Annotated in this window: 7 protein-coding genes; all 7 read right to left on the minus strand. The window is 47.6% G+C overall.

Annotated elements, in window-relative coordinates:
- Positions 1 to 168: 168 nt before the first annotated feature.
- Entirely contained in the window at positions 169 to 3,276 is a 3,108-nt protein-coding gene (locus AMS66_RS24225; RefSeq protein ID WP_053783228.1) for an alpha-mannosidase, read from the minus strand.
- Positions 3,277 to 3,279: 3 nt separating this feature from the next.
- A complete protein-coding gene (locus AMS66_RS24230) occupies positions 3,280 to 5,628 on the minus strand; it encodes a glycoside hydrolase family 3 N-terminal domain-containing protein (RefSeq protein ID WP_181014160.1) in 2,349 nt (782 codons plus the stop codon).
- 33 nt (positions 5,629 to 5,661) lie between these two features.
- Positions 5,662 to 6,516: a carbohydrate ABC transporter permease gene (locus AMS66_RS24235; protein WP_236703612.1), complete on the minus strand. Its 855-nt coding sequence runs from the start codon at positions 6,514 to 6,516 to the stop codon at positions 5,662 to 5,664.
- Positions 6,517 to 6,600: 84 nt separating this feature from the next.
- Positions 6,601 to 7,530: an ABC transporter permease gene (locus AMS66_RS24240; protein ID WP_053783230.1), complete on the minus strand. Its 930-nt coding sequence runs from the start codon at positions 7,528 to 7,530 to the stop codon at positions 6,601 to 6,603.
- 75 nt (positions 7,531 to 7,605) lie between these two features.
- Positions 7,606 to 9,078, minus strand: a complete 1,473-nt coding sequence (locus AMS66_RS24245; protein ID WP_053783231.1) for an ABC transporter substrate-binding protein — start codon at positions 9,076 to 9,078, stop codon at positions 7,606 to 7,608.
- Positions 9,079 to 9,360: 282 nt separating this feature from the next.
- Positions 9,361 to 10,875, minus strand: a complete 1,515-nt coding sequence (locus AMS66_RS24250; RefSeq protein ID WP_053783232.1) for a response regulator transcription factor — start codon at positions 10,873 to 10,875, stop codon at positions 9,361 to 9,363.
- A gap of 1 nt (position 10,876) precedes the next feature.
- Positions 10,877 to 12,664 carry a sensor histidine kinase gene (locus AMS66_RS24255; RefSeq protein WP_407944570.1) on the minus strand — a complete coding sequence of 596 codons (1,788 nt, stop codon included), beginning with the start codon at positions 12,662 to 12,664 and terminating at the stop codon, positions 10,877 to 10,879.
- Positions 12,665 to 12,812: the final 148 nt, after the last annotated feature.

Consider the following 12,812-nt stretch of genomic DNA (forward strand, 5'->3'; position numbering starts at 1 on the left):
CCTTCTCCAAAAGGTAAAATCCGGGGATAAAGGCATAGCATATGCTTTCGATGTAGCTTTCTTTCAGAAAGCTTTTAGCTTACGCTTTCTTCAGATTACTTCTGTCCTCTCCGTTAACGTGTGAATAAAGAGCTGAACATACATAGCTCAAAATATTTCAAAAAAGGTTTACCGTAGTAGCACGGTTTTTATTTCGTAAGGTTTAAAAGACAATGTAATCTGACCATTGGTGCTGGCCAGCGGTTCGCCCTGTTCTTCCAAGGCGTTGGAGTGATAGGCTTGCTCAAATGCATGCGGCCATTGCAGTGTCATACTTTCACGTGTGCCTGAAGATTCATAGAAACGAAGCACTGTACCGTGTCCTTCCTCAGCCGGTTTGACCGTATCCAGAATGACATGACTGCTATCAAATTCAATCCATGCTCCAGTTGCCGGGCGTATGCCTGCGTTCTGCGCCACCTGCTGCACCGGCACTTCATGATTCAATTCGGCTGCCTGACGCACGGTATGTGCACTTCTCCAGTCGCCTTCATGTGGATACAGGGAATAGGTAAAGTTATGTTCTCCAAGATCCGCAGTCCGGTCAGGCCATCTCGGTGCACGCAGCAAGGAGAGGCGAATCGTGCTTCCCTGTACGTCGTATCCGTATTTGCAGTCATTAAGCAAACTGACGCCATATCCGTACTCCGCGACATCTGCGAAGCGATGTCCGCACACTTCATACTGAGCTTGCTCCCAACTCGTGTTGCGATGGGTCGGACGCTCCAATGCACCGAATGGAATTTCATATGTTGCTTTGGAAGTCACCACATCGATCGGGAAGCCCACTTTGAGCAATTTATGATCTTCATTCCAGCTCACATGGGTCTTGAAATCGATTCGTCGATTGTCATGATAGAATATAACGTCCTGTGTGATTTCCGACTGATGGATTTTCCAGCGGAAGCGAAGTACATCCTTCGTCGTGCCTGCCAGCACCAGTTTCTTCTCCATAAGCTCCGCTTCTCCAGCAACCTGGGCCTCATAACGGCTGTCGATATCCCAAGCATCCCAGAGCGTCGGACGGTCATGGAAAAATTGAAATTGATTGCCGCGTTCACCCGGCTTCAGAATCTCGCGATCTGCTGTCTTGTCCCACAAGCGGGATATCTCGCCACGATCGTTAAACTGCACATGGTAATACTCGGTTTCCCATGTGTCGTTAAAGCTCTTTTGGCCGGCAATGCTCGTCATTTCCCGTACATTCGTTTCCCTTGCATTTTCCGGTACGAGCCAAATCGTCTTATGCCCAAACGCTGGAATGTCAGTCACCAGAATCGAAACTTGGCTGTCTTCCCTATCCATTCGCAAACGCTGACCTTCTTCATCTATGACGTAACGATCAAATCCATCATACATCTGAAGCTGAACAACTGCACTTCTATTCCAGCCGAGGCTGTTAAACACAACATAAGGAACAGAACCCTCTGGCCCCTGCGTGTTAATCTCCTTCGTCAATGCCGCAACCCCTTGATTCAGTCCTGCTCTACCTAACTCAAATACCCGAACATACTCCTCATCCGAAGTTACATAGGATTCCGTAATGGCCGAACCAGGGATAATATCATGGAATTGATTCAGCAAGATCAGCTTCCAGCCATCATGCAGGGAAGAGCGTACTTCCGCTTCCTGCTGTGCATCCATATTCGATAGCGCAAGGGTGTTCCAGAGCTCCGCTTCACGATAAAGTACCTCAGCCTTCCGGTTGTTGCGCTTATTGCGTCCATGAGTCGTATAGGTACCCCGGTGAAGCTCCAAATACAGGTCGCCATGCCATTTTGGAAGATCAGGCTGTGCCTTCTCGATTCCGGCAAAAAAGGCTCCGGCCGTACTATAACCATTCTTCGGCTGTCCCACCATCAACTCCGAACGATCCACATACTCCAGCATCTCTCGCGTTACGCCACCACCGCCGTCGCCATGCCCATACAGAAGCATATGCTCAGGATGCGCCGCCTTCTCGCGGTAAGACTGCCAATGATCATGAATGTCCTTCGGCAGCGTGTGCTCGTTGACACCATGATTGAGGTAAGACAGGATGGCCGTTCCATCAATACCTACCCAGTGGAAAAGGTCATATGGGAATACGTTCGTATCATTCCATCCGAGTTTGGTCGTCATAAAGTACTCGACATTACCATGCTTCAAAATCTGAGGCAGGGAAGCACAATAACCAAATGTATCTGGCAGCCATTCAATTTGGGATGTTTTGCCGAACTCCTCCATATAAAAGCGCTGACCGTATAACATCTGACGAATCAGAGATTCCCCGCTCGGAATGTTCAGATCGGGCTCAACCCACATACCGCCAACCAGTTCCCAGCGTCCTTCGGCAATGCGCTTCTTCACCCGTTCATACAGCTCGGGATCATGTTTCTTCAGAAAAGCATACAGCAAAGGCTGGCTCTGTGAATAAACATAATCGGGATATTCATTCATAAGTGCATCCACCGTGGAAAATGTACGACTGGTCTTCCGCACCGTCTCACGTACAGGCCACAGCCAGGCAATATCGATGTGCGATTGCCCCACCATATGCTCCAAGCCTTCAGCGTTTCCACCAATCTCACGCACTTCATGAATCAATCTTTCTTCGATGCTGTGGATGCCATTTCCCTGCTTGACATCCTCTTCTGTCAGGCCAACAAATTGATCCATCGCTCGATATATCGCTTCCAGTAGGCGCACACGGCGGAAATCACTTTCCGGCAGCAGCACCGCGGAATCACGCACAATCGTGACCGTGTACATCAGGCTGCGGACAGGTTCATTCGGTCGCACCAACAAACTGCGGATCGATGTAATCGGCGGCTGAATAACCGCTTGCTGATTCAATGGATCGACAGGCTCAGGTACCGGATCGAATAACTCAATCTCAAGCTCGGGCTGTGCCCCTATTCGGGAAGGATCGAGTGTTACATACGTATGATTACGATCCAGTCCTTGATAGGAGTGTCCATTCACCCGCAGCAAGCCTTCTCCACCGGATTCAAATACAAGTCCGTAAGGTGCCTTCAGCCAGGAGGCGGGCATTTCCAGACGGGTACGGAAGAAATAGGTCGTTCCCTGATCACTCGGGAAACGTTCCAATCCCTCGCCTTCTGTATACGCCTTCTGATCCTCGTATTGTCCTGGTACTTTATAATAAGCGCGGGTGATGTCCCAACTGCGCAGCTCCATTTGCTCCAGCCACTGACATTCGGATAACTCGCGAATAAATCGTCTGATGCGTTCCATTCCTTACGCCTCCTCTACCGTCAGCTCGGTAAACTGCGTATCATTCACATGGCTTCCGATATGAATATGGAATTGTCCAGGCTCAACGACAGGCTTGAGATCACGTCCGATATATTGCAGCTGCTCCGCTCCAATATGGAAGGTTACAGTCTGCGTCTCTCCGGGTTCCAAATTCACTTTAGCAAACCCCTTCAGCTCCTTGGCTGGACGAGCCACTCGGCTGACCACATCGGATACGTACATCTGAATGACTTCTGCACCTCTGCAAGCCCCCGTATTGGTGACATCCACGGATACGGTAACCGTCTCGTCTGCTGTCATCGATTCCGTACTCAGCTTCAGCTCGCTGTAATCAAAAGTAGTATAACTAAGCCCATATCCGAATGGATAGCGAGGCTCCAAATCCTCTTCCAAATATCGCTTGCCGCGTGATCGTTTACCATTGTAGTAGATCGGTAATTGACCCACATGCTTCGGAATGGAGATTGTCAATTTGCCGGAAGGATTCACATCGCCAAATAAAATGTCCGCAATGGCATGCCCGCCCTCCTGGCCTGGATACCATGCTTCCAGAATGGCATCGGCATGTTCATCTACCCAAGGCTCGGTAATCGGACGACCGTTGATATAAACAATGACAAGTGTTTTGCCAAGCTTGTGGATCTCTTGAATCAGCTCCAGTTGTACTCCCGCAAGTCCAAGCGTCATGCGGTCAATGCCCTCCCCGCACTCCATGTCATTCCATGAGTTATCCGACACATTGGAAGCGCCGGTCTTCAGATCGATCGTTCCTTCACCAAAATCACGGGCACTTGAGCCCCCAACGACCATGATGACTGTATCGGCTTGGCGCGCCGTTTCTATCGCGTGCTCGAACCCTTCCCTCGAATCGCCCTTGATGCGGCAACCCGGTGCGTAGAGCACTTCGGCTTCACCATTCGAATTTCCACCGGAGCCTTCCCCCGCGTGCCCACTCTTACTAACGGCAAGCTTACTACGGATGCCATCCAGCACCGTAGCCACTTTGGATTTCGGTTGGGGGGATGTATAATCGCCCAACTGGTTGTAGGCCTGGTCTGCATTAGGACCAATGACAGCAATTCGGCCCGCTGTTGCCGTCGACAGAGGCAGAGCTGCAGCTTCATTTTTGAGCAAGACCACACCTTCTGCAGCCAATTGGCGTGCCAGTTGAATATGCTCTGCGCTGCCAATGACTTCTGCCGCTCGATCAGCATCCACATAAGGCTGCTCGAATAGTCCCAGCTTGAATTTCAGCGCCAGCACACGGCGGACAGCCTGATCCAGTACATGCATTTCAAGCTTGCCTTCCGAGATCGCCTGCACCAGATATTGTCCAAACATCTCACCGGACATTTCCATATCAATACCTGCCTGAATGGCCTGTACGGATGCTTCCAATCCATCTGCCGCCACATCATGCCCACTTGCGAGCATGTTGATGGCACCACAGTCCGTAATGACCAGACCGTCAAAGCCCCATTCTTTACGCAGAACATCCTCCAGCAATTCCGTATTTACCGTACACGGAATACCGTCGATTTCGTTATAAGCCGGCATAATGGATTGAGCGCCTGCTTCAACAGCTTTTCGGAACGGATATAGATCTACTTCAAGCAGTTCACGCCAGCCCATGTGCACAGGTCCCGCATTACGGCCACCTTCCGAGCTGCCATAACCGACAAAATGTTTCAGTGTAGCGGCTACCGCATCCTCTTGGTCCAAACGCTCGCCCTGAAGCCCCTGCACGGATGCAACAGCCAGTTCACCAATGAGATATGGGTCTTCACCAAAGCATTCCTCGGTACGTCCCCAGCGTGGATCACGTACAACATCCAGTACCGGGGAATACGTTACCGCACCGCCCTGAGCACGCGTCTCACGAGCAACAGCCCGGCACATATCACGGTACAGATCCACGTTCCAGGTACTGCCCAAGAGCAGGGGAACCGGATAGACTGTACCGTCAATCGCCATATGTCCGTGTGAGCATTCCTCTCCGATCAGAATGGGAATCCCCAGTCTGGAATGCTCTACAGCATGACGCTGAATGAGGTTTACGGCTTCTGCTCCTTCTCTGGCAGACAGTCCATTTTCAAGCGTAACACCCGTCCATGGATCTGCACGAAGCGCACCATACAGGGAGCCTACGCCCCCATTTACCACCTGCTGCTTAAAGGATTCATTCAGCGTGATGTTTCCCTCATTATTCGTATATGTCTGCCAGCCAAAAGGCTGGATGAGTTGACCCGCCTTTTCTTCCGTCGTCATTAAGCTCAGCAGATGTTCTACTCGCTCTTCCACGGATTTGCTCTTATCCTTATATATCATCATCCTTCGATGCCTCCATCTGTAGAAGTGATTCGGTTACTCTTTAACGGCTCCGACCGTCAGTCCCTGTACAAAGTAACGCTGGAAGAACGGATAAGCGAAAATAATCGGCAACGTGGCGAGAACCACCATGGCCATCCGTGAAGTATCCTGCGGAATGGATTGCATCGCCGCCAGACTCATCGAGCTGTTCGCCGAGTTCTGCTGGATGAACTGGATGCTGGACTCGATCCGCATCAGCATGGATTGCAGCGGTACGAGGTTCGGATTATCGATATATAACAGCGCATTGAACCAATCGTTCCAGTAGCCGAGCGTACTGAACAATCCGATCGTCGCTAGCCCCGGCAGAGATAATGGAATAACAATTTTCAAAAACGTATAAAATTCTCCGGCTCCATCAATTTTCGCCGATTCAATGACTGCATCCGGTACACTGGTTGAATAGAACGTACGCAGGATCATGATATAGAAGGCATTCATCGCGAGTGGCAGGATCAACGCCCATAAGGTATCTTTCAATCCAAGAAGCTGGGATACAACCATATAGGTTGGAATCATCCCGCCGTTGAACAACATGGTCAGGATGGCAAATATGGCGAAAAATCTCCGATAACGGAAGCTCTTGCGGGAAATCGCATAAGCGTACAATGACATTAGAATTAAACTGACGATGGTACCCAGTACCGTAACCAAAATAGTTACCCCGTACGCACGCAGCAGCGTGTCTCCACTCTGCCAGACAAACTGATAGGCTGCGAGACTCCACTCCGCCGGAATGAGTCGGTACCCGTCACGGGCCAGTACCTTCTCATCCGTAAGCGAAATGATGACCACAAACACAAAAGGAAATACACAAATCAAAGCGAATAGTCCGGCTATGATGTTCATAATTACGTTCCAGCCGTTGGATACATGATGGAAGTCGCGTTTTTTTACGAGTTGAGCCACAGTGGTTCACTCCTTTCCCTTATCCTAGAATAGGCTGCTATCTTTATCGATTTTGCGTACAACATAGTTGGAAATGATAACAAGTACAAAGCCCACAACGGATTGATACAATCCGGCAGCTGTACTCATGCCAATTTCACCGCTTGTTTTCAAGCCACGATACACATACGTATCAATAACATTCGTGACAGAATACAACGTACCTGAATCCCTTGGAACCTGATAGAAGAGACCAAAGTCAGCATAGAAGATACGACCAACGGCCAACAGGGTCATAATAATGATGATGGGGGACAGCAATGGAATCGTTATATTGCGAATCTGCTGCCATTTGTTTGCACCATCGATCATCGCTGCCTCATACAGCGACCGATCAATCCCCAGAATGGAAGCCAGATAGACGATGCTGTTGTACCCAATGGTTTTCCATAAAGCTACGAACACCAGGATATACGGCCAGTATTTCGCTTCCGAATACCACTGAATGGGTTCCACGCCGAACCATCCAATAATTTGGTTCAACATACCCCGGTCCATGCTCAGGAAGCTGAACGCGAAGTAACCGACAATAACCCAGGATAGAAAATAGGGCAGGAACATACCTGTCTGATACAACTTGGCCAATCGTTTATTGATCAGCTCCGAGAGCAGAATCGCCAAACCTACAGCGAATACCAGCCCCAGAACAATAATGGCGATGTTATAAAAAAGCGTATTTCGAGTAATGAGCCAAGCATCGTTAGTGCTGAACAGGAATTTGAAGTTATCCCAACCTACCCATTCGCTCTTCATCAGACTTGCCCAGAAACCTTCGCGACTAAAGCGATATTGCTTGAATGCTGCTACTGTGCCCACCAATGGCAAGTAGGAGAAGAAGAAGAACCAGATGGCGCCTGGCAGCACCATGAACAGCATGACTCGGTTTCTAATTAAATTTTTCAAAAATGCGGTCATATGGAGATCCTCCTTCAGGCTTGAATGAAAAAGGATCGGGCGCAACAAGCAGCGGCCCGATCCCTGAATTTACCCTTACTTATTTGCCGCTCTCCAGGCATCAAGCTGGGTTTGGGCTTCAGCCATCACTTTTTCAAGTCCGGCTTGATTGAACTTCTCAATCACTTGCTCCAAATTGTTCTCTGGGTCCAGCGTACCTGTCATCAATGCGGCCCAGTATTGCTCTTTGACATTCTGCACTGCTGTCAGTTCCGACGACACCTTACTTGAGTCAAAGTTAAAGCTCAGAATTGGGGAATTTACACCCTCTGCATTAAACTTCTTGAACTCATCCCATTTGTTATCCGGGTCATTGTTGTTCAGATACAACAACATGTTGTTACCGAGGGAGTAAGAAGGCATATCGTAGTTCTTGGATTCAGCCAGATTTTCCATGTGCGTATCATCCACTTTTTTGTAGTGAACGCCCTCAATACCGGAATCGACCATATTGCGCAGCACTGGATCTGTATTCAACAGGTTCAGGAACTCCATTGCTTTCTCCGGATATTCGGAGTTGGACGAGATGGCCATGATTGAACCTTGTACAGACGTGTTGGTGATGATCGCGTCACTCGCTGGTGTGGAAACTACCGGATATCCGTAACTTGCCGACCATTGGTTGTCTGCAAGCGGTTGAGTTTGTGCACGATCCAGGAACCAGTTGCCTGATGTAGTCAGGTCATTGGTGGAGCCTGTTGTTGCTGCCTCTGCAGATACATAACCAGCTTTGTAGTATTTGCTCATCGTTTTGAGTGCTGCCTTCATTTCTGGCGTATCCAGAATGTTCACAATCTTGTAATCCGTTGTATCCAGTTTGATTGCCATTGGCAAATTCTGAATGACATAGTCATAAGGAACATAAGGAACGAAGTTTTTATCCATTCCAAATGGAGTCACACTTGGCTCATTTTCCTTGATTGTTTTGAGCAGAGGCTCCAGACTGTCTAACGTACGAATATTGGAGATGTCCATTTTGTATTTATCAAGCAGCGTTTTGTTGAAACGCCATACCTCTTGTTGAGGCAACTCCTTGTTAGCCGGAATTCCGTAATTGTGTCCGTCTACTTTCGAACCGCTCAGGAATGCAGGATCGATGGTTTTAATGAGATCCTGACCGTATTTAGGTAGCAAGTCATCCAGCTCCATGAATGCGCCCTTTCTGGCATTTTGAACATAATCGAATCCGCCGGAAGAAGTGAACAGGATGTCCATTGGCTCGCCGGATGCCACGTTAACTTGCATCTTTTGCGGATAGTCACCCCAGTCAACCATCTTCATCGTTACTGTGGCATTGATTTTTTCTTTGGTGTACTTGCTGACTTCTTCCATCACTTTATTAACATCCTTCTGAGGAGTACCGATGGTATACCAGATCAGCTCGACAGGATCCTCACCTGCTCCCCCTGATTCTGACGCATCCTTGCTTCCTCCACAGGCGCTAAGAACAAGTGTAACCGCCATCAACAATGCAAGTACGAGAGAAAAACTTTTTCTTTGTTTACTCATTTCCTTGATCCTCCCTTTTCGTGTTCCCTTTAGCTCTACAAACTAACTGCTTTAACCTTATCGAATGAAAGCATTTTCAAAAAGAAGATAAACTTAATATTTCGAGGTACAAATTAAAGAGAAATCAGTACCGATTCATTAATTTGTACCTATTTGAATAAATCGCTTACATAAAAAAGACATACTGAGTAACATTTGGCACCAACTGCACTGCATGCCCTTCTGTCCTCAGAATGTCTCATCCATGTCAGTCCAATGGTCCAATTGATACTCCACTGGAAATTATCCAAAAACCTTAAAATCGGTAGGTGAAATTCCCACATATTTCCTAAACTGTTTATAGAAATATCCTGTCTCCCAGTACCCGACATTCCTTGCGATCTCATGTACTTTCAGATTCGAATTGCGCAGCTGTTCCTTGGCGCGTTCAATCCGGTATTTATTGATATATTCGGCAAAAGTCTCACCCGTCTCCTTGTGGAACAGTTGTCCCAAATATACCGGATGAAGATGATAGTGAGCACCCAGCAGTTTCAGGGAAAGCTCTTCTGCGTAATGTTTGTCAATATGTTGCAGCACCTGGTTGACGATTGGATTCTTCAGATCCTGAAGCAGAGACTGAATGGTCTCCGTACCAACCTGTTGCAACGCCTGCACCAGTTCATCAAAGGTACCACTATCCAGCACAAGGCGAAGTCCGCGTTGGTAAATGGCCGATTCGTCCGAATGTTTGATACCCTCCAGCTCCATCTTGAAGCGAATGACTACTTCCAATGCGATGTTCTGCAACTCAGCCGGAGTAACCCCGTCGCGATGCTGTTCAAAATCGACCCGAATTCGCTCAGCAAGCAGCTCTGCATTGCGGGAAAGAATGAGCTTTGCGTACTCCTTCCAATCAATGGTGAAGGAAGAAGCAGAGCTTCCGCACTTGTCCAAAATGTCATGATCGATCACTTTAAGGTCGGGATAGATCATGACATACTGAAGCGCCTTTTTCGCCTCCTGATAACTTGCAGGAGCATGGTGAAGTCCGCGCATCAGACTTCCTGCCCCAATCAGAACAGCAGGATGTGTCTCACAAAGCGCAGCGGATAATGCCTCAAGGCAATCCATAAACCCCTTTTTGTCATCCTCGCCTGCATGCACATTGGCAACCATGACGATGTCTCCATCGATGTCATGAAATATATTCACATAGGACTTATCCTTCAGCATTTCCTCCACTCGCTCGAACATGCCGGATGCTTCCCCTTTGGCGCGCAATACAGCTACCGCAACATCTGGTGCATCCAGCGAAATATTCAAGAACTGTGCTCGTTCCTCGAATTCCATGGCCGCGATCTGTCCCGTCAGCCATCGGTGAAGGATGTTGTCTTTCAGAATTTGAACACCATAAGCATCATCCGTTTGAGGAGACAATGCATGATCCAGCTTCGAAGCCGTATTGCGAAGCGTCGATTCCAACTCTTCCACATTAATCGGTTTGAGCAGGTAATTTTCGATGCCCAGTTGCATGCCTTCTTTCAAATATTCAAACTCATTGAAACCACTAAGAATAATAACCTTGATGTCAGGCTGCAATTGTCTTGCTTCCCGAATCAGATCCAGACCATTCATGAATGGCATGGATATATCCGTAATCAGAATGTCCACAGGATGCCCAGACAGGGCTTTTAAAGCGGCCTGTCCATTGCCGGCATGACTTACAATTTCCATATCGAACGACGACCAATCCAAAATATCGTACAATCCTTCAATGATGAACGGTTCATCATCCACAATAAATACCTTGTACATATTAAATACCTGTCCCTTCTGTATGAGGATAACGCACCCTAATCAGGGTCCCTTCACCGAGTGTACTCTCGATCGTGATGCCGAATTCTGGTCCATAAAGGAAACGCAAACGGGTGTGCACGCTTCGCAGTCCGAACATCTGGCCCGATTCTTCCGGACGTTCCAGTTCTTCGAGAATTTCAGTCAGACGTGCAGGTTCAATGCCTTTTCCATTATCTCTGACCTCAACCTGCAACACATCGTCCAGCTCTTCAACAACGATCGTTAATTGATTATCTGAACGTTCTGTCTGAATGCCGTGTACAACATAATTCTCAATAATCGGTTGCAGGGACAGCTTAACTACCGGATGTTGATTATGCACGGGGTCCAGCTGAATCGTATACATGAAAATGTCCTTATAACGAATCCGGAACAGCTCCAGATATAAACGGCATGCTTCCATCTCATCCTTCAGCGTATAGTTTTTCTTTTGCTGAACGAGGCTCTTAAATAACACGGATAAACTGTAGATCATCTCACCAACATCCTTTGCACCTTGAGAGATTGCCCTCATCCGAATGACCTCAAGCGTGTTATAGAGAAAATGGGGATTAATTCGAGCCTGGAGTGCAACCAATTCTGTCTCCTTTTGTTTGATTTCGGCTTTGTAGACGCGTTCAATATACTGATTAAGTTCATCCAGCATATCATTAAAGCTGTGCGAGATCTGTCCCAGCTCATCATCACGGGTATCATCGATGCGTGCTGTCAGGTTGCCATATTTCACCCTTTGCGTGAAACGAATGATTCTGCGGGTGCGTTTGGCAAAATTAATAATGAAAAATGCCGGAACCAATACTGCAAACAGGATACATATGATGCTAATAGAAACGATTGTATTGCGTGTACCCGCATAGGCCTCGGCCATCTCATCCACAGGAACCGTGCCAACGACCACATATCCCTGATCCGCTGAGACAAACTTGTTCACATACATATTTCGTTCCTTTTTCATCGAATCCATATCCGTCTGATCAAACAGGGAATCGGCCACATTCAGGTAAGGATATTTCTTCCCGTAATAGTTGTTATTGGAGTCAAACAATACCGCGCCCTTGGCTGACAGCACTACAATCTCTCCCTTGAGGTTACTTTCATAACTGTCGAGAGCATTACCAATGCCCGCAGAGTCGAAGAAAACAAGGAACTGTCCCAAATTTCGAAGGGTCTGTGTATTGTTGATGGGCACACGAATCGCATACAGCGCAGGATCCCATTGATTTATTTCTTTGCGTATCCAATAGTTTGGCGCGCTGATATTCGGTGTCTCCATCGCCATCACGTCAGGGATATAGGAATGGGCCACATTGGTGTCCAGCTTCCTGAATTGCTTATGTTGGTCGAAGGTGGACAGATCCTGCCGCTCTGCACTATATAACATGACTTGATTGATATCCGAATTGCGATCCATGATGTTCTGAAAATGCTTCAATACGTCAGCAGAATAATCATCCTGATTCGCATAATAGCCATTCGTCAGATGCTGCACATACTCCGCATACGTGTGATTCATCAGATAGGTGATATTGGCTGACAGCGCCTCATTCTGATGCATGTCCCTCACCATGTTCTGCACCGATTCATACTGTTGGTGAATATATCGGTCAACACTTTCCATGGCCGCTTTCTGGATCGCCAGCTCTCGGCGAATTGTCGCGTCGGACACCGACAGAAAGATGATATAGGACAAGGTAATAATCGTTACAATTGAAATCATGGAGAAGATGAACAGCATCTTCATAAACATATTGTTTTTAAAGAAATTTTTGTAAACGCTACCAATTATCAAGTCGAACGTTCCCCCCGATGCTGTTTTCCTGTCTAAAGTATATCATTTGCCTTCTGACATTAACTTGTCACCTGGAACTTTTCTTTAGTTTATACCTGTTTTTCTT

The sequence above is a fragment of the Paenibacillus xylanivorans genome (assembly GCF_001280595.1).
In the GTDB taxonomy this organism is placed as follows: Bacteria; Bacillota; Bacilli; order Paenibacillales; family Paenibacillaceae; genus Paenibacillus; species Paenibacillus xylanivorans.

Coding starts and splice junctions, on each gene's coding strand:
- AMS66_RS24225 (WP_053783228.1), bottom strand. CDS start 3,276: ATGGAACGCATCAGACGATTTATTCGCGAGTTATCCGAATGTCAGTGG.
- AMS66_RS24230 (WP_181014160.1), bottom strand. CDS start 5,628: ATGATGATATATAAGGATAAGAGCAAATCCGTGGAAGAGCGAGTAGAA.
- AMS66_RS24235 (WP_236703612.1), bottom strand. CDS start 6,516: ATGAACATCATAGCCGGACTATTCGCTTTGATTTGTGTATTTCCTTTT.
- AMS66_RS24240 (WP_053783230.1), bottom strand. CDS start 7,530: ATGACCGCATTTTTGAAAAATTTAATTAGAAACCGAGTCATGCTGTTC.
- AMS66_RS24245 (WP_053783231.1), bottom strand. CDS start 9,078: ATGAGTAAACAAAGAAAAAGTTTTTCTCTCGTACTTGCATTGTTGATG.
- AMS66_RS24250 (WP_053783232.1), bottom strand. CDS start 10,875: ATGTACAAGGTATTTATTGTGGATGATGAACCGTTCATCATTGAAGGA.
- AMS66_RS24255 (WP_407944570.1), bottom strand. CDS start 12,664: ATGTTTATGAAGATGCTGTTCATCTTCTCCATGATTTCAATTGTAACG.